We start from the raw sequence: 18,640 nt of genomic DNA, 5'->3' as shown, positions 1-18,640 counted from the left end.
TAATCGTCAAGGGCGTTGCACGCGAGCATCGGCGACTTCCTCCAATCGACATTCGGCGTTTGCTATCGTTTGCGGCGCAGTGCCACCATGTGCCCGAGGTGTCGTGCGCCTCCACAACTCGAACGGCTGCCGGCCATTTGGATAACCGACGGTTAGGGCGAAGTGGCTCAAGACGTAAGCACGCGTCGACCCGTCCCACTCCGGAAATGTCGGCGGAGAATACCGCAGGAGCAGGTAATCGGCGTGCCGCATTTGTTCAACGTTGGCTTCCTGCCAACATTTGTCGGCGACGAACCCGTACGGGTAGAAGCTCACGCGGTTGTCCCAAGTGGTGTTTTGGGTCAGGGCGACGCCGCGTCCGTCGACGTATGACGGGCAAAGGGGGCTTGGCGCGCTGTAGACGCCGGCCATCAGAGGCAGGCTGATCGCGTCGGAGTAGACGCAACTGCCGTTGGGAATGGCGGCTGCGGCGGAAAGCAGGTTCCCCTGGCCCCGAAGATCGCTGAGCTGAACGCCGGTGCCGATCACGAACGCGACGGCGAATGCCATGGCGATCAGAGCGCCTCTTCGTATGTCGAGGGCGCGGCTCACCAAGAGCGCGACGCCGGGACCGAGGAATTCGCCGTAATGCGTGAAGTAAGTCGGTGACGTCGCGAACGCCAGAGCAGTGATCACCAGCACTGACACCCACAGCCCGGCTTGCGGGTCGAAACGTCGAAAACTGACCACCACGAGCAGCGCGATCAGCACCAGGGCGACTGGGATCGTGATGTCGGCGAGCCCAACCATGTTGACGACACGGTCGAGGCCGTCGGGCACGAACGGGTTGCGCGGGCGGCCGAGCTGGGTGACGACCACGTCGTGCCAGGCGCGGGCAGGAGCTGAGGCGACGAACGGCGCGATGACCACAGCCATCGCAAGGAGCCCGCCGCCGGCCAGCGGTATCAGCCATCCGGGTCGTCGGGTCCATAGAAGGTACCCGACGACCACGACTAGATAGGAGAGTGCGAATAGCTTCAGCGAGACACCGGCGACCAGGAACATGCCGCAGGCAACAAGGTCGACGCGTGTGGGTTGGTCGTGGCGAAGCAGGAACCAGACCGCTGCGAGGCATGCACATGTAGCGAGCGGCTCCAGCAGGATCGTCTGCCCGGCCACGATCGCGTTCGGCATGACGGCGTAGAGGGCGGCCGCGACGAGCGCACGTCGGCTGCGAGTCACCCGGTCACCGGGGAGGAGCGCGGCGAGCCGGTACACGAGCACGATGTTGAGCGCCACGACCAACTGCATCTCGAACCGGCCGGCGACCATTCCGATCGGGTCGCCGAGGAGGTGTCCGAAGGCGGCCGCGGGCAGCAGGACAAGTGACACCCCGGGCGGGTGGACGATCAAGAAGTCGGAGTAGGGCAGGTCGCTATCGAGAGGCAGTCGCGCGGACGCGTAGTAGACGCCATCGTCGTACTCGAGCACACCAAAGAGGTTGTGCGACGGCCACCACACCAATGTGCGCAGCGCCACGCCGACCACGACCGCTGCCGCGAGTGGCAATGCGACTCGAAACGTTGGCACGGGGGAGACTGCTGTTACAGATCGAATTTTTTGTTTCCCTGTTTGGCGCAGAATGGCTCGAAAATGGCCCGTGGTAGCGCGATCGTGCCAGCCAACAGCGTGCCGAGCGTGGTCCAGGCCGGCGGGCGCATTTTGACTGCGAGGTTCAGTGTCGCGAGCAGACATCGGCTCGTCCATCTCACTTGCACCATGCGGCGACCGTAGCGAGTGGGTCCGGAATTCGCGGTGCAATCGCAAGCAAAGGACCGGTTCTGCCACGCGCCGGGTCGGCCGCGGCCAAGGAGACTTTGTGCGCTCGGAGATCACGGATCCGATCCTTGAGACCCCCGCGCCGGCGGCGGGTTCTTCGGTGGCACCTCAGTTCGCCCACGCTCGGCGCACCGTATTGCACCCGACTCGTATCAACCGGCCCATCGCCTTGATGGGCATCCCTTCGGACCGGCGCAAGCGGCGGACCTCAGCCAGTCATCCACATCACTTCTCATCGTCAGCGGCGGGGTTCTAAATGCAATTTGGAGACCTGCCCAAATTCGAAGGGACCGCGAACAACGCTAATCGGATGTGAAGCAACGCTTTTCGAGATGAACGTAATGCCGCACATTCGATGTTGCGCATTTGTGAGAGATGCAAAGGATTTGCGAGTGTTGGCAGGGGCATTTCGCCAGGCGGCAAGTTGCACGTGCCGTTGGGCGACTTGGTCGCCGAGGAGTTCGGCGATCAGGGGAGGGCCCTCGGCAAGGAGATCACGCCAAGTAGTGAGTGGTCCGTTAGTCGATGAAGGCGGCCTATGCCGAGTGCGCCGGCTAGTGGCGCGGCCAGCCTTCACTGGATCGGAGCGTTCGTTGTGGATTTCATTGGAATCAGCCATGTCCCGATGAAATCAACGACTTGACCGGCATCCTCAAGGACGCTGTGGGCACCGACGTACATATCCGGTCGAATGAGAATAACGCGAGCGTCGTGACAGCCGATCGCGTAGCGTTGGGCCAGTTCACCGAGCTGGTCATCCACCAAATGGTCCTGGTCGAAGCCCTTCGCCCGTCGGCGCAACAAGCACGGGCTGCACTCGCTGACCGTAGCGTGCCGTGGCCGCGTCCGCCGTATCCCGCGCGAAATCGACATCGTCTGGTCGGCCCGGGCGTAGCGATGATCAGCAATCGATATCGTCACCTTCTCGTGATCCTGGGTGAGGTCGGTTAGTTCCCTGCCATATTCGGGAGTTATTCCGTACTGGGCGCGAAGATTCTCGCGAAGGACCTGCCCGAAATCATTCTGGTAAAGCTTGTAGTAGAAGGGGTATCGCGTCGGCAGTGGCCTGAAGTCTGTTCTCGGCTTTTCGTCGTCAGAGAGTCCTTCGAAGTGATAGACGTTGCCTGGGCATGGCAGCGATATCTCTTCCAAGCGGTGCGCGACGCCGATATGTTCGAACATCTCCCACGATCGCGCGTGAAGGGTGAAGGCCCGGGTGGTATGTGACGGTCCCGGCCGCTTGTCAAGAAGTCGAACCGGCACGTTCCTGCGCAGCAGTTCGTGCGCAACAATCAATCCTACTGGCCCGGCACCAATGATTGCGACGCGTTGTCTTTGCGCATGGGTATTTTCACCTTCGTCGGTTCGGCCTCTGGCAGATCATGGCTCCGCCAAAGGACCCGGTTGCGGAATCTCGAGAGACGCATAGGAGGGCACGCGAGCGTGCTTACCTACTCTCAATCAACGCGCTGTTGCGTGACCGCAATCCAAAGCGCCAGAACGATTTTGCACGCATGCCGGCCGCATAGTCGTCCGGTCAGAACAGCGAAAGCTGGCGCATATCCTCACCGCCAAACTTTTCCGCCACGGGCCGTTGGCGCACCTTCACGGGCCACCAGAACCATCGTCCGAGTAGCGCGGCGATGGACGGGGTCATGAATGATCGCACGATCAGGGTGTCGAACAGCAGGCCGAGCGCGATGGTGGTGCCGATCTGGCCGAGCGCCAGCAGGTCGCTGTAGATGAACGAGGTCATGGTGAAGGCGAATACGAGTCCGGCGGCGGTCACCACCGAGCCGCTGCCGGCCATGGATCGGATGATGCCGGTGTTGATGCCGGCGTGGATCTCGTCCTTGAACCGGGAGACCAGCAGCAGGTTGTAGTCCGACCCCACGGCCAGTAGCAGGATCACGGACAACGGCAGGATCACCCAGTACAGCGGGATGCCCAACAGGTGTTGCCAGACCAACACCGACAGGCCGACCGAGGCGCCCAACGACAGCGCTACGGTGCCCACGATGACGAGTGCGGCGACCAGGCTGCGCGTGATGAACATCATGATCATCAGGATGAGGCTGAGCGAGGCGATGCCGGCGATGATCAGGTCGTAGTGCGCCATCTCAGAGATGTCTTTGTAGGTTGATGCGGTGCCGCCGATGTAGATTCTGGAGCCGGCCAACGGGGTGCCCTTGACGGCCTCCTGGGCCGCGTGCCTGATCGCGTCGATGTGGGCGATACCTTCGGGTGTTGCCGGATCCACGTCATGGGTGATGATCATCCGCGCGGCCTTGCCGTCCGGCGACAGGAACAGTTTCAGCCCGCGCAGGAACTCGGGGTTGCTGAACGCCTCCGGCGGCAGGTAGAAGGAGTCGTCGGTCTTGGACGCGTCGTAGGCCTGGCCCAGCGCGGTGGAGTTCTGCAGCGCCGCCTGCGACTGGTCGTAGATACCGGCCGTGGTGGCGTAGTTCGTCATCGTCAGGTCGCGGTTGGTCTGCTGATTGGCGATCTGCGGCGGGATCAACGCGAGCAGCTTGGGCTGCAGCGCATCCAGCTTGCCGATGCTGATCGCCACATTGCTCAACTGATCGGTCAGCTCGTCGATCCCGTCCAGCGCGTCGAACAGCGACCGCAACGCCCAACAGACCGGGATGTCGAAACAGTGTGGTTCCCAATAGAAGTAGTTGCGCAGCGGCCGGAAGAAATCGTCGAAGTTCGCGATCTTGTCGCGCAGCTCCTTTGCCGTGGCGACGGTGTCCTGAAACGCCACGCTCTGCTCGTGGGTCACGTCGCTGGACTGCTGCTGCAACGCCAGTTGTTGGCGCAGCACGCCGATGGTGTCGTCGATGACGGCCACCTGCTTGGTCAGATCGTTGGCGCGGTCCTGCTGGAAGGGCAGGTTGTTGATCTGGGCCGCACTGCTGGTACTGAGCTGGAACGGGATCGAGGTGTGGTCCAACGGCGTGCCCAGCGGCCGGGTGATCGACTGCACCTGCGCGATGCCGTCGGTGTGGAACACGGCCTTGGCCACCCGCTCCAGCAGGATCATGTCGGTGGGATTGCGCAGATCATGGTCGGTCTCGATCATCAGCAGTTCAGGATTCAGCCGGGCCTTGGAGAAGTGCCGCTCCGCAGCGGCGTATCCCACATTCGACGGTGCACTGGCCGGCATATACCCGCCGATGTCGTAACTCACCCGGTAGCCCGACAACGCCGCCAACCCGACGAAGGCCAGCGCCAGCGTGGCGATCAGGATCGGCCCCGGCCACCGCACGATCGCCGTGCCGATCCGCCGCCACCCCCGCTTGGCCGTCGTGCGCTTCGGTTCGAGCAGACCGAAGCGGCCGCCGATCACGATCACCGCCGGCGCCAGGGTCAACGAGGCGATCAACGAGACCAGCACACCGATCGCGGCCGGAATCCCCAGGCTCTGGAAATACGGCAGGCGGGTGAAGTACAGGCAGAACACCGCACCGGCGATGGTCAGCCCCGACCCCAGGATCACGTGCGAGGTGCCGCGGTACATGTCGGCGAAGGCGACCTCTTTGTCCAGGCCCTCGTTGCGCCGCTCGTGATAACGGCCGAGCAGGAAGATGATGTAGTCCGTGCCGGCGGCGATGACCAGCAGCGTGAGGATGTTCGTCGAATACGTCGACAGCCCGATCACACCCGCGTTGGCGAGGAACGCCACGATCCCGCGCGCCGCCGACATCTCGATGAGCACCGTGACCAGCGCCAGGATCATCGTGACCGGCGAGCGGTACACGATGAGCAACATCAGCGCGATCACCGCGACGGTCAACAGGGTGACCATGACGGTGCCCGCGTTGCCCACCTCGAACTGATCGGCGATCTGGGGCGCCGAGCCGGCGACGTAGGCATGGACCCCCGGTGGGGCCGCTGTCTTGGCGATGATGTCGCGCAGCGCGTCGACCGACTCCAGCGACAACGCCTCGCCCTGGTTGCCGGACAGGAACACCTGCACGTAGGCGGCCTTGCCGTCGGGGCTCTGCGACCCGGCGGCGGTCAGCGGGTCACCCCAGAAATCCTGCACGTGCTCGATGTGCCTGCGGTCGTCCTCGAGCCGCTGGACCAGCTCGTCGTAGTAGCGGTGGGCATCGGCGCCGAGCGGCTGATCGCCCTCCAGCACCACCATCGCCGCACTGTCGGAGTCGAACTCACCGAACACCTTGCCGATACGCTCAAACGCCTGCAGCGAGGGTGAATCCGGCGAACTCAACGCCACGTTGTGAACTTCACCGACCGCCTCGAGCTGGGGCACCAGCACGTTCGTCAGGGCGGCGACGGCCACCCAGAACAACACGATCGGCACACAGAGCCAACGAATCCACCTGGCCACCCGGTCGGTGATCGTCGCGCGCTCGACGAGATGGTTGCTCATCCCGACTTGTCCAGGCAGTACGTGTAGGCGTTCACCGTGTTGGCCGTTCTCTCGTCCTTGACCACGTCGTCGATCGTGATCCGGCAGCCGATGGAGTCGCCGTCGCCCTGGGCGGAGACGTTGACGAACACCGCCGGGTCGGTGGTGGTGGTGTCGTAGGCCCACGGCAGCGCCGCGTCGTCGACCCGCTGCGGTTGAGCGTGCACGTCCAGATAGGTGATGGTCGCGACGGCGCCCGGGGCGCCGAACACCTCCAACACAACGTGCTTGGGGTTGAACGCGACGATGTTGTTCTCCGCGCCGCTAGGAGTGGAGGTGACATCGCGTGAACCGAAGATGCCGTTCAGCCGGTACACCGCGAATCCCGCCACCACGACCACGAGCACCGCCACCAGCAGCATCCATCGCCGGCTCAGCACGCCGCCGAGCGAAACCCGCTGCATCCCTGACCCTTTCGACGAGCGGCGACACGTTGCCGAACGGTGGGACATCTCTTTAGGAGATATCAACCAGGTGACCGTCGCGCAGGTGCTCGTCGACGATGATGGCTCTCCGAACACCGGTCGTGATGTGCGGCGCCTCTGGGCCCAGATGGCGCGTCACGGGCCCGCGGTTTCCTCCACGCGGGATTGACACCGCGGAGTTGGGCGAGCCCTGACTATTGAAATTACGGTGAGCCAGTCTTTTTAGGTGTTGCGGTCCGGCGCATGTCGCGGGTACCTGGATAGAGCAGCGGAGACACGCGTCATACGCCCACTCGCGGTGGCACGGCCGGCGACTACTGAGGATGTCGCGGGCCGTGACGCCTCCAGTGGAAGTATTCATGTGAACTACACTAACGTGGAAATGCGGTCGGTGCCAACGAAGCGCTCAACCGCGTCATGGACATGCGCATGAGCGGTCGACCCGCGGCTCGTGCACAGCGCGCACGCCTCCCAAGTCGCGACCGACAGCGGCCTGTGCTACTGCCGAGGATCGGCGTAGTTGGTGCTGCCCTTAACATTGCCGATCCAAAAGTGCTCGGCGACAAGCCCGCTGGGCACACCCTCGCGGTGGTCTTCGACTCGCTGGGCGTCGAGAGCGGCCAGTCTGTCTGGGTGTGACCAACATATGGGTCGAGGGACGAAGCCACTATTCCGTGACATGGGTCACCAAATGCGATGGGCGGAATGAAGTTGACTCACAAGACATTTGATGAAACAGGCAAGTATCACATCGACGAGGACGTACGCCGCCCTACCCGCTGTGAGCCTGCCCCAGCGGGGATGGCTGGCGATCAATTGTCCCGGTGCCCGTCCAGACGGTGCCGGACAGAAGCGCAGGCCTTCGGGACCCTCGTCCGTTCTTGCCGCTCCGGCCTATCACACTAGAAAAGAGGATGTCCGTCATGACTTTCGATGTTTCGTCTCTGCCGCCGGTGCAGCGGGAGGATGCCGCGACCCTCGTGACGGCGGTGGCGGGTACGGTTCTGCTGCCGGGAGACGCGGGATACGACGACGAACGCGCCGTGTTCAACCTGAACCACGAGCTGGTGCCCGCGGTGATCGTGGTGGCGCAGAGCGCATCCGATGTCCAGGCGGCGGTTGCTTTCGCGGCGGGACAGCACCGGCCGGTCCTGGTCAAGACCACCGGCCACCAAATGGTCGGCAAGGCCCACGATGCCGTCCTGATCACTACCCGCCTGATGAATGACGTCACCATCGACGCTGCCGGCCGCACGGCCAGAGTCGGCGCCGGAGCGATATGGGCCGAGGTCGTCCCCAAGGCAGCCGAAGCGGGGCTGGCACCGCTGAACGGATCCAATCCCACGGTGGGAGTCTCCGGTTACACCCTGGGCGGCGGTCTGAGCCCGACCCTGGGCCGCGCCCACGGTTACGCCGCCGACCATGTGCGCTCACTCGACGTGGTGACCGCCGACGGCGAACTGCGCCATGTCGACGCGCAGTCTGACCCCGAACTGTTCTGGGCGCTGCGCGGCGGCAAGGGAAACTTCGCGGTGGTCACGGCGCTGGAATTCGATCTGTTCCCGGTGTCTCGGCTCTACGGCGGCGCCATCTACTTCCCCGGAGAACAGATGGCCGACGTGCTGCGCGCCTGGACCGCCTGGCTCCCGCACACACCGGAGACGATGAGCTCCTCCTTCGCCGCCATGCGGCTCCCGCCGCTGCCTGAAGTGCCCGCACCGCTGCGCGGCGTGTTCACCGTGTCGCTGCGGATCGCCTACACCGGCACCACCGAGGACGGCCAACGGATGATCGCCCCGTTGCGGGCAGCAGCTCGGCCAATCCTGGACACCGTGGCCGACATGCCCTACACCGACGTCGCATCCATCCACAGCGAGCCAACCGACCCATTGCCGTATTACGAACGCAGCATCATGCTGCGCGAATTTCCCGCCGAGGCGCAGGACACGCTGGTCGAACTCGTCGGCCCGGACTCCCACACCACCATGTGGATCGCCGAACTGCGTGCCCTGGGCGGGGCCTGGGACCGGGAGCCGGCGGTGCCCAACGCCGTGGCGACCAGGGGCCTACCGTATGTCCTGTTGGGCGTCGAGGTCGCTCCGCTGCCGCAGGAGCAGCGGCTCAAGGAGTCGGTCGCCGCGCTACTCGACGGCATGCAGCCGTGGCAGAGCGACCGGCGGCTGGTGAACAACCTCGCCCCCGAAGAAGCGGCCGACGCCGCCGCAATCTACGGCCCGGAACGCTACGAGCGCCTGGCACGCATCAAGAAGACCTACGACCCCACCAACATGTTCTGCATCAACCACAACATCATGCCGGCCTCCTGAGCAGAGACGGTCCCCCGAACAGAGCCGGACGTAATCACGGTAATCACTTCGTCGAACACGTCCGGCCCAGTTCCCGACCTGGCTACCTAGCCGTTGTGCTGGCGGGCACTCGGGTGGCGCAGATGATCGCGGGCCACGATTTCTTCTTGTTCGAGCATGGTAACCATCTCCACACCTGGAGCACAGATGCACACAGCGATAAGCCGGAGCCAGGTGTCTGCGTCCGCATTCGCAATCTGGTAGTGCACAACGTCGCCGCCAGGTTCCCAGAAAGCTTCGCCCGCAACGATTTCCCGGGGCGCTTCACCCTCCAGCTCGAAAAGCATCCTGCCCTCCAGTACGTATCCGAAGACCGGCCCAGAGTGGCGATGCGGCGCGACACCGGCGTCGGCCGGTGGGAGTTCGAGGAGCTGTGTCATGGCATGCGACCCCTCAGGAATGGAGGGAGGAGTGGCACTGAGGAGATCCGTTTTCTTGACGTTCCCGTAACCAATCACGGTCAAAATCCTTTCAGGAAGGTGGTGGTAGTACGATTTCGATGTGCCGCACGCCCTCGTCGATGTTCGGCAAACAGTTTCCGGGCGGATATCACCGCGCCATATCACTGGGCCAAAACAACCTCCAATACAGATCGTCCTGCACATCGCGGGCTGCTACCGCGCTAACTGGCCGACCGTCGCCAGGATGCCTAGGGGATCGTACTGTTGGGCCATGGCCTGAAGCCGTCGCAGAGATACTTCGTTGTAGGCGGTCCTCAACCGGTCGGGGTTGGTGGTTGCAACGAAATTGGCGAAGATGCCGTCAATGGCCCAGGGCCGCAGGGCATCATGAATTCGCCGGCCAGCATCGGCGACGATCTGAGGGTCCGACGGCACGTTGAGTCCGACAGTGTGGACCATGTATGCCGCCTCGCGATGGCTGAATACGCTCGGCGCAGCCGAGCTACTGGCGAGTGCACCACCCAACCGGCGCAGTGTGACGACAAGCATTGGCGACCGCGACTGAGGTCCTGCCGTGTCAGCCAGCGCGTCAACAGCTTCCGACGGCAGCGATTGCAGCAAGGTGAGGTCCTTTTGCACCGGCATAGGCATGGTCGGTTCGTCGTAGATACTGGTGATATCGCTGTAGGGCCTGGCGCCGATGGTGTCTTTGATCGGCCTTGCGACAGCCCGTATCGGCGCCAGAAGCCTTTCGGCCGTAACCAATGAGACCGCCGCGGCAATACGAACCACGACTACCAGCCGTCCGGCTAGTTCGGGGGCAACAAACGGCATGTTGGGGAGTTGGAGCACCGACAACGCCGTCGCCGCAACGTTGGTCAGTGAGTCTGACCATTCCCGTAGCACCTGCGAAAAGTCGGCACCGTCGAAGTACAGCGCGCCCCCGTAGAAGGTCGGCAGAAAGGGTAGTTCGATTTCGACCTCGGTGATGATTCCCAGAGTGGTCTTACTGCCCCGCAATCCCCAGAACAGATCGGCATGTTCGGACTGGGTGACGTGATACTTTTCCCCCTGCCCGCTTACGACGTCCAGTGACCGCACAGAATCCGACGACAAGCCAAAGGTGGCGGCCATCGCCCCGATTCCTCCGCCACTGAGGAAGCCGACGAACCCGACGTCACCCGCGGTCCCGACAAGCGGCGCCAAGCCAAACGGCGCCGAGGCGTCGATCAGCTGTTGCGATGAGACGCCCGCACCCACCTTGGCGGTGTGCTCGTCAAGACTGATGTTGCACCGCCGTAATCGGCCGGTATGGATCAGCAGTACGTCCTCCCCGTAAGGTACTGCGCCGTGACCGGTGGCCTGGACGGCAACGCGCAAGCCGTTAGACGAGGCCCATCGCACCGCCGCGACGACATCATCGGCATGGGCGGCTGAAACCACGGCCGCAGGGGACATCATGACCGATTGATTCCACGGTGTGCTCAACTCGTATCCAGCCTCATTCGGCAGAGCCAGTGTCCCCGCCAGCTTTTGACGGAGGTCGGCTAAAGCAGAATCTGCGAGCCTCTGCGTGGTCGGCACGATTCCTTCGTTTCGTTGGTGGGCTGCGCCGGTGGGGTCCACTCAGGCGCGTCGAATTTCGGCGGGTTGCCGGCGATCATCGACGATGGCATGTAACAGAGGGAATGCAGGCCGTACCGCGGTGAGCGATCGCATCTGTGCGCGAGCATCCCTTCGTCGTCTCGTTCTCATCAGGGAGACGAGGTAGCCCCTGCGGGTGTGACAGCTCAGAGATGAGAAAGTTTGTCCGGGTTGAGGATCCTGCGGTAAGCGGTGATCAACCCGTCAGCGATCTGCACCGTATCGACCAGTCGATGGCGATGCTCCAACGCATGGATACACCGTCGAAGAGCACTCCACACCAGACAAGCGGGCAATCCTGGCATCCGCCACTTTCATCGCGGTCGGTCACGGAGACCAGTTGTGGTTGGTGCACAACGTCGTCCGACGCCTTCGCCGTTGACCACGTCACATTCCGGTGGCCGATTGCGCAATTCACACCGTGCGCGGCGTTACCCCCTGGGAGTCCTCCCGATAGGTGCGGTACTCAGCCCGACGCTCAACCGCTCTTGGTCTATCCCGGATGCACGTCTGAATACGGAAGGTCAGTCATGGCAAAAATACTTGCCGACAACTCGCCCGCGATGCGGCATCTGTCGACGTCGTCCAGCACGACGAGCCACCGCGGGAAACGCCCGGTCGAGCAAGGACAAGCGGATGAGGTTTCCAGACGGTGATGCATGACGCGAAGTAGCCCACCACCGGACGGAATACCGATCTCGGAACAGCCCCGGTTACGCTGGCGTCGTACGCCAGAGGAGGTCGAATCTGCAAGGGTAGCGGAATTGTCTGAGCAGCAGAATATCCTCGTTGCCGAGTGGGCGACGCATCGACCTGCGGTATTCGGTGCGGCCTACCGACTGCTGGGCAGTGTGGCTGATGCCGAGGACGTGGCTCAGGATGTGTGGCTGCGGGCTGCCGGGGCGGATCTGGACAACGTCGATGATCTGCGGGCCTGGTTGGTCACGGTGGCCGCGCGACGGTCCTACGACATCCTCAAGAGTGCCCGCTTGCGCCGCGAGGCCTATCTTGGGCCGTGGCTGCCGGAACCGCTGCTGACAGGGCCGGACGCGTCGGAGCCGGTCCTCGTCGACGACTCGGTCAGCTCGGCGATGTTGCTGATCATGGATGAGCTGAGCCCGCCGGAGCGGGTGGCCTTTGTCCTCCACGACGTCTTCGGTATCGAGTTCGCCCGAATCGCAGAAGTGCTGGAGGTCTCCGCGCCGGGTGCGCGGCAGCTCGCCTCGCGGGCGCGACGGCGCGTGGCCAAGGCAAAGGGATCCACTGCGCAGGTGTCGAAGGCGGAGCGGGAACGGGTCCTGGTGACCTTCCGCGCCGCCTACGAGTCCGGTGATATGGATGGTCTGGTCCGGCTCTTGCACCCGGGTGTCGTCTATGTCACCGACGGCGGCGGCAAGGTCTCGGCGGCACGCAAGTTCATCCATGGCGGTGAGCGCGTCGCCGAGGTGATGGTACGAGTGGGGCGCCAGTGGCGTCCGGACCGCATCAAGCTCATTGAGGTAGGCGGCGAGCTCGCCCTCGTGCTCTACCGGGAGGGTGGCGTCTACTGCGTCGATACGGTGCAGATCGCTGACGGGTTGATCACCGCTTACCGCAGGATCCTCAACCCGGACAAACTTTCTCATCTCTGAGCTGTCACACCCGCAGGGGCTACCTCGTCTCCCTGATGAGAACGAGACGACGAAGGGATGCTCGCGCACAGATGCGATCGCTCACCGCGGTACGGCCTGCATTCCCTCTGTTACATGCCATCGTCGATGATCGCCGGCAACCCGCCGAAATTCGACGCGCCTGAGTGGACCCCACCGGCGCAGCCCACACCAACGAAACGAAGGAATCATGCCGACCACGAATCGCGTACCCGTCAACACGCAGCACCCAGCCGCCTACAACGCCCTCATCGCCTTATCGGCGGAGGTGGAACGCAACGCCGCCGCAGCAGACCTTGACCCGCTCCTGGTGGAGTTGGTGAAGATACGCGCATCACAGATCAACGGTTGCGCGTTCTGCCTGCGTATGCACACCCGCGAGGCCCTCAAGATTGGCGAGAACCCCGACCGGATCGCCGTGCTACCCGCATGGGAAGAAACCGGCTACTTCTCCGAGACCGACCGCGCCGCCCTGCGTCTGACCGAGGCGATCACCCGGGTGTCCGACGGGCACGTCAGCGACGAGATTTACGACACCGCCGCGGCCGCACTCACCCCAGACCAGATCTCGGCTGTCACCTGGCTTGCCACGGTGATGAACGCCTTCAATCGCGTCGCGATCACCAGCCGGTACTCGGTTGCCGGCTGATCTCGCGCCTCAGCGGCACGAGACTGCGCTGCGTTCCATGGTGTTGGATTGCGGAACGACGTGGAAGGACCAGGTAGACCGTGTCTTCGACGATAGTCCGGTTTGGTGCGCACCATTTCAGCTCAGATATCCCACACAATCGGCAGTGATTTCGCCGCGCGGGTGAGCCAACCGTTCACGATGGGCTCACGGTTCGGGTCTAACCGAAGGTTGGGTAGCAGCCGGAACATCTCTTCGAGCACCACTTCGCCGATCGCACGAGCGAGGTTGTGGCCGATGCAGAAGTGCGAGCCAAAGCCGAACGACAGATTGCCTTGGTCGGAGCGGTCCATGTCGAAAACGTCAGGGTGGACAAACCGTGTGGGATCCCGATTGGCAGAGCCGATCACCAGGGCGATCTCTGTGTGCGCGGGTACGCGAACGTTCCCGAGAACGACATCTTCTGTCGTCAGCTTTTCGGTGAATCCGAAGGGGGGAAGCCAGCGCAGCCCTTCCTCCAACGCCGTGCGGGCCCAGGTCGCAGGATCCGAAGCGACCCGCCGTGCTTGTTCGGGCCGCCCGAACAAGCCCAGCAACGTGTTGGAAATGAGGTGCGCCGGCTCTTGGAACCCGCCGACGATCAGTACGCCGACCGTTGGAGCGATGTCGGTGATGGAACGCAGTTCGCCCGGTGGCATGCCGTCGCGCAGAAGATGATTCAGGCCACTGTGGTCCGGATGCTCGGCGAGTAGTCGGATCCGCGCTTCGAGGTATTCCCATACCTCGGCCTTGACGTCCTTGATGCGTTCGGCAACCTGGCGGTCGCGACCGTAATCGACCAGATAGTCCGCGTAGACGTGGAACCATCGACTCAGAGTGGCATTGTCGACGTCGGTGAAACCGAGCACGTCGCCGACCAGGCGCTGGCTGATGGGTTCGAAGATCTCGAGGGTCGCGTCGGCCGCGCCTTTCACGCGGATCGACTCGATGTAGCGCACTGCGGTCCTGCGGATGCCGTTCTCGTAGTATCCCTTGACCGCTTTGGGACGCACGGGCGCCTTGGCGGCATTCCGCAACTTACGATGCTCGTCGCCCGTCATGCTCATGACATTCGGGCAGCCGTAGACGGTTTCGTGTGCCTGTTTGGTGGGGCCGAAGACGCTGTCGTTGACGCCTGCCTCCTTGCACAGATCCCAGGTAGTGACCAGAACCCGACCTGTTTCAGGTACGTAGACGATCGGAGCCTCAGCGCGCATCCAGCCGTAAAACTGATAGGGGTCGTCTTCGAGAGCTTGCAACGGTAGGTCCGCGACGATGTCCAAAGCAGTCTTGATCGGATCAGCCTGCACGATGGGGGGTTTCGCGTGCACTAGTCGGGCTCCCGTTAGTCGTGAGCGGTGTCGGGATGGAACGAACTGCGTCGCCGAAGTGCTTCGACGACACTGCAGATCAGGCCTCGCGGTCAGTCATATCGGCGACAAGCGCGTCAGCCGATGATGCACGGGCTGCCGCCGCCCGCACGCCGCGCCCTCGCCGATACCCGATCAACGCGATCAAGATCACAACGACCAGGGTGCCGACCGTAAAAAGCTCGAAGTTCAGTTGGGATACGCCCCACACGTCTACAAATGAGTACTCCAGGCCGAAGAGGCGCTCGATGGTGCCGGGGAAGACAGCCACCCACGATCCCAGCACGATGAAGCCCAGCACCACGGCGGCTAGAACATAGAAGCCGGTAGTGCCGCCAGGAACGCGGTAGGGGCGGGTCACATCAGGGAAGTCTCTGCGGAGCTTCATGACGGCCGGCACGATGAGCAGGTAGCTGATCAGCAGGGTGGACACGGCCACCGTCAGGACAACCACGAAAATCGCAGCAGTGGTGCCGTGGACGAACGTAAGAGCGGCGATGGCAAAGACTGTGGACACCACGCCCGAAAGGATGTTCATCCGGACCGGAGTGCCCAGCTTAGGGTGGAACTCGCCGAAGAACCCGCCGAAGAAGGATCCGTCGGCGGCGGCCATCGCTTGCATCCGGTCGGTCGCCATCATCCATGCGCTGCCCTGAGTGAGCAGAGCGAATGCGAACAGCAAGGCGGTCAGCGTGACCAGGAAACCGGCTGCAGGTCCGTAGACAGAGTAGGCGCGCTCCAGGGCTGCCATCACGCCGGCGTCACCGATCTCGTCTGCCGGTGTCGCCCAGATGATCGCCAAGACCGGCAGTACATACGCAAGCATGGTGATGACGCTGCCGCGGCGAATCGCGGCGGGGACGTCCTTTTGCGGGTTGTGCATCTCTCCTGCCGCGGAATTTGGCGATTCAAATCCGAGGTATGCGAAGAGTGCGATCGGAACGATCGCGAGGAATCCTCCGCTGGTCGGTGTCAGCGACGACAAGGTGATTGGTTCAAAACCGTTCGTGAAACCGTAGATGATCGCAGTCACCACCAGGCTGATCAGCACGAGAAGTTTGGCAATCGCACCTGCGCTGATGACCACTTTTCCCTTCTGCAGGCTCACGATAGCCAGCGTGATCGCCACCCAGATGAAAATCAGCTTGAAGAGATAGTCCGCGGGACTTTGCGGCGCGATGCCGAAGACATATTGATTCCAGACCGCCGAGGTGATGAAGACCAGGGAGCCACCCAGCCAGATCGGATTGGTGATCCAATACAGCACCACGGCCACCGCCGCCCAACTGCGCCCGAACGCGTACTTGACCCAGTTGTACGGGCCGCCCTCCTCGGTGAACGCACCGCCCGTTTCGGCGAAGATCATTGCGGATGGGACGAGAAATGCACCCGCGAGGAAAATCGCCCAGAGAAGTCCCTCGGGTCCGCCGGACGCCATCACTCCTATGGTGTCGACGCTGATCACGGCGGCGACGATGAACAGGACGATGTCGCCGCGGCGTAGCGTCTTGATTAACCGGGCCTCCTGCTTGGCGGCCAGTTCCGTCAATCCAGTGGCGCCGGAGGGGCGAACGCTATCGGCTAGTTCCGACATGACAATCTCCGTTGTGTGAGATGACGTAGCGCAGTCGCCGCTGCCACGTCGTGGCGGTCGGTGTGACGACCACCACTATGCGCCGGAGTGAACTAGCTGTAAAACACAAGAATCCGACTTAGTGCATCGTCAAATCCGATGCGTTCACGCTTATCGCCTGCGGGCTCCTAGTGGATGAGTCCGGCTGGTCTTCGGGGTCTTGTGGCCCCGTTGCCCGCACAGGGGGAGCGGTCGGGGGAGAAGCCCGGGGCGTTCAGGCCAGTCGTTACGCCGTGAGGATCATGGTCGAGGTCGATGCGTCGAGGAGCTCCAATCTCTAGTCACCGGCCCTTTTCGAACTGGAGCCGCATCACTCCGGTGTCGGTGGGATTGTGCTTTGTGGCCAGCGGGGTCGTGTTGCGCCCCGGCCGGATGTAGTGCGCCCCCTTGGGCATCTTGGCCCCGTGGCTGCGGAACCATTCGGCGTCCCACTCACGCGTGGAACTGCCCCAGAGGTTTCCGCTGTAGAAGCCACCAGGCACCAGCTGACCGCGGATCCAGGCCCCGGGATGGCGCGCGTCCCAGTCCCGGTAATACTGGCCGTACCACGGACCCGGCTTGGCCCGGCCAAGCCAATCAGTATTGATCATTTCTCTCCTCTATTCGACGGGACGGTCGTCACCCCGTTTCACTCGCGTAGGCGTTGAGCAACTGATTCATCGGCCACAGCGCCGCTGTACAGCACCTCAGCGACCTCCATGGTGGACACGCCCTTGGTGAGGTCGTCTTGACGATCCACTGCCTCCCCGCCTACAAGGATGCGTCCGGAACGTGGCGAAGTCAGCATTGAGAAGTCGTTGATGTCGGGACCAACCAACACCGACCAACGTACGTCATCAAGTTCCGCACTCTGATTTGGCCAGCACCGTGGCGCCGGAGGTCTAAGCGATCGCCATCGAACGGAACCGTCGCCAGCTAAGCCTTCGACCGACCGTTGGGAACAAAGCGTGCCCGCGCAGCGGTTGCTATTTCCCACCCTTGGCGCCGGTGTGGTGCCGTGACGCTCCACCTTTGCGGTGCGACCCGCCGGGGTGGCGCGACGACGACCCCGCTGCGCCGCCTCCGATGCCCTGCTTCTTGGCGGACGATCCCCCGCTTCGCATACCGTTATCGGCTCGGTGCTTACCGGCGCCGGAACGGACAGCGGTGTTGCTCGTCGATCCGGGGCTGGTCTTCGGCGAATGCTTGCCGACAGCTTGCGCACCTGAGCCGCCGTCGTCGAGCGTGGTCTTGGTCTCGGTCTTTGTCTGCTGGCCCTGACGGCCCCCATCAGGCGCTTTCACAGCCACGGGTTGAGCCTGCGGCTTTGGATCAGCGACGCTTCCCTTCGGTTCCGTCTGGTCGGTCTGCGGCGCCGCGTCGGGCGCGACCGCCGACTTGACCGGGGGTTGCGGACGAGCCGGGGGCTTCGGGATAGCGGCGCGAATTCCCTTCAGCAGCGAGCGCAGTAGATTACCAGCGCTCGCCGGACCACTCAACGGATCCGAGGTCTGCTCCGGTGCCGCAACGAGGCTCATCTGGGAGGCGGTGCCGGCCGCGTCCTCGTCGACCGAAGGACTCGGCGCCAAAAGTGCCTGGATGGCGCTGAACGCATCGATGTTGCCTAAGGCGGAAAGGTTGCCGGACAGGCCATTTCCCAAATCTCGAAGCGCGCCCAGGGCAGCGTAGCCGGCATTCGTGTCAGTGGGGAGGAACGCATCCAAGTTGCCGGTCTGGATGAACTGGAGCAACGACGGGAACCCATTGGCTGCACTCAGGCCGCTCGTTGCGGCCAACGGGTCACCGCTTAGCAAAGCCAAATACGCGGGAAGCCCATTCACCGAATCCAGGTCCGCCACCGCGTCCAGCTTGCCGCTGAGCAAGTCGGCGTACACAGGTAGCGCACTGAAGCCATCGATGTCGCCCAGCGTGTCCACCACGCCACGGGCGTCACCGGCGGCCGCACTGGCCACCGCGCCCAGATATGACGGAATTCCATCAGTCGCAGCCAAGCTGCTGGCTGCGGTCGACGGGTCGCCGCCAAGCAACGCCGCGTAAGCGAAAATTCCGTTGACGCCATCCAGGCCCGCGAGACCCGACAGGTCGCCGCCTAGCAAATCGACATACGCCGGGATCGCGTTCAACCCACTCAGCGCATCAAAATCGGCTGTCAGTTTCACATCGGCATTCGAAACCTTCACCACCTGCTCTGCTGCCGCACCCATCACCGGCAGTGCCACGGTCACGGCC

Annotated in this window: 13 protein-coding genes; 3 read left to right on the top strand and 10 right to left on the bottom strand. The window is 63.3% G+C overall.

Translation table 11 applies throughout. The annotated features are described in order from the left end of the window. Nucleotides 1-6 precede the first annotated feature (6 nt). The 4 genes from ACVWWN_RS22010 to ACVWWN_RS21995 form a co-directional block, all read right to left on the bottom strand. A complete protein-coding gene (locus tag ACVWWN_RS22010) occupies nt 7-1,569 on the bottom strand; it encodes a glycosyltransferase family 39 protein (protein WP_457145739.1) in 1,563 nt (520 codons plus the stop codon). Between the two features lie 822 nt (nt 1,570-2,391). Continuing rightward, nucleotides 2,392-3,135, bottom strand: coding sequence for an FAD-dependent oxidoreductase (locus ACVWWN_RS22005; protein ID WP_457149226.1), 744 nt, complete (start codon nt 3,133-3,135; stop codon nt 2,392-2,394). A 220-nt stretch (nt 3,136-3,355) separates the two neighbouring features. Then, nucleotides 3,356-6,217: an MMPL/RND family transporter gene (locus tag ACVWWN_RS22000; protein ID WP_457145738.1), complete on the bottom strand. Its 2,862-nt coding sequence runs from the start codon at nt 6,215-6,217 to the stop codon at nt 3,356-3,358. Further along, complete coding sequence (locus tag ACVWWN_RS21995) at nt 6,214-6,660, bottom strand: MmpS family transport accessory protein (RefSeq protein WP_457145737.1); 447 nt, start codon at nt 6,658-6,660, stop codon at nt 6,214-6,216. The genes ACVWWN_RS22000 and ACVWWN_RS21995 overlap by 4 nt, the downstream gene beginning before the upstream one ends. A gap of 944 nt (nt 6,661-7,604) precedes the next feature. On the opposite strand from ACVWWN_RS21995, the gene ACVWWN_RS21990 reads away from it, so the two are divergent. After that, nucleotides 7,605-9,008: an FAD-binding oxidoreductase gene (locus ACVWWN_RS21990; RefSeq protein WP_457145736.1), complete on the top strand. Its 1,404-nt coding sequence runs from the start codon at nt 7,605-7,607 to the stop codon at nt 9,006-9,008. Between the two features lie 86 nt (nt 9,009-9,094). Here the strand turns inward: ACVWWN_RS21990 and ACVWWN_RS21985 are convergent, their stop codons facing one another. Together ACVWWN_RS21985 and ACVWWN_RS21980 are read right to left on the bottom strand one after the other, a co-directional pair. After that, on the bottom strand, nt 9,095-9,505 hold the full coding sequence (locus tag ACVWWN_RS21985; protein ID WP_457145735.1) for a cupin domain-containing protein: 411 nt from the start codon (nt 9,503-9,505) through the stop codon (nt 9,095-9,097). Nucleotides 9,506-9,661: 156 nt separating this feature from the next. Next, complete coding sequence (locus tag ACVWWN_RS21980) at nt 9,662-10,891, bottom strand: FAD-binding oxidoreductase (protein WP_457145734.1); 1,230 nt, start codon at nt 10,889-10,891, stop codon at nt 9,662-9,664. A gap of 965 nt (nt 10,892-11,856) precedes the next feature. Here ACVWWN_RS21980 and sigJ point away from each other — a divergent pair. After that, complete coding sequence (gene sigJ, locus ACVWWN_RS21975; RefSeq protein WP_457145733.1) at nt 11,857-12,723, top strand: RNA polymerase sigma factor SigJ; 867 nt, start codon at nt 11,857-11,859, stop codon at nt 12,721-12,723. 208 nt (nt 12,724-12,931) lie between these two features. Then, the gene (locus tag ACVWWN_RS21970) at nt 12,932-13,390 is read left to right on the top strand and encodes a carboxymuconolactone decarboxylase family protein (protein ID WP_457145732.1); all 459 of its coding nucleotides are present in this window, start codon (nt 12,932-12,934) and stop codon (nt 13,388-13,390) included. A 122-nt stretch (nt 13,391-13,512) separates the two neighbouring features. Here ACVWWN_RS21970 and ACVWWN_RS21965 read toward each other — a convergent pair whose 3' ends face one another. The 4 genes from ACVWWN_RS21965 to ACVWWN_RS21950 form a co-directional block, all read right to left on the bottom strand. After that, nucleotides 13,513-14,739 carry a cytochrome P450 gene (locus tag ACVWWN_RS21965; protein WP_457145731.1) on the bottom strand — a complete coding sequence of 409 codons (1,227 nt, stop codon included), beginning with the start codon at nt 14,737-14,739 and terminating at the stop codon, nt 13,513-13,515. Nucleotides 14,740-14,818: 79 nt separating this feature from the next. Next, nucleotides 14,819-16,372 carry an APC family permease gene (locus ACVWWN_RS21960; RefSeq protein WP_457145730.1) on the bottom strand — a complete coding sequence of 518 codons (1,554 nt, stop codon included), beginning with the start codon at nt 16,370-16,372 and terminating at the stop codon, nt 14,819-14,821. Nucleotides 16,373-16,692: 320 nt separating this feature from the next. Continuing rightward, nucleotides 16,693-17,001 (bottom strand): hypothetical protein, encoded by a 309-nt coding sequence (locus tag ACVWWN_RS21955; RefSeq protein WP_457145729.1) that lies wholly within the window; start codon nt 16,999-17,001, stop codon nt 16,693-16,695. A 375-nt stretch (nt 17,002-17,376) separates the two neighbouring features. Beyond that, the gene (locus tag ACVWWN_RS21950) at nt 17,377-18,636 is read right to left on the bottom strand and encodes a hypothetical protein (protein ID WP_457145728.1); all 1,260 of its coding nucleotides are present in this window, start codon (nt 18,634-18,636) and stop codon (nt 17,377-17,379) included. Nucleotides 18,637-18,640: the final 4 nt, after the last annotated feature.

It is taken from the genome of Mycobacterium sp. URHB0021 (assembly GCF_054057895.1).
The sequence above is the reverse complement of the archived record's forward strand: the minus strand, read 5'-3'. Positions and strand labels throughout refer to the sequence as shown.

Coding starts and splice junctions, on each gene's coding strand:
- ACVWWN_RS21960 (WP_457145730.1), bottom strand. CDS start 16,372: ATGTCGGAACTAGCCGATAGCGTTCGCCCCTCCGGCGCCACTGGATTG.
- ACVWWN_RS21970 (WP_457145732.1), top strand. CDS start 12,932: ATGCCGACCACGAATCGCGTACCCGTCAACACGCAGCACCCAGCCGCC.
- ACVWWN_RS22000 (WP_457145738.1), bottom strand. CDS start 6,217: ATGAGCAACCATCTCGTCGAGCGCGCGACGATCACCGACCGGGTGGCC.
- ACVWWN_RS21995 (WP_457145737.1), bottom strand. CDS start 6,660: ATGCAGCGGGTTTCGCTCGGCGGCGTGCTGAGCCGGCGATGGATGCTG.
- ACVWWN_RS21990 (WP_457145736.1), top strand. CDS start 7,605: ATGACTTTCGATGTTTCGTCTCTGCCGCCGGTGCAGCGGGAGGATGCC.
- ACVWWN_RS21955 (WP_457145729.1), bottom strand. CDS start 17,001: ATGATCAATACTGATTGGCTTGGCCGGGCCAAGCCGGGTCCGTGGTAC.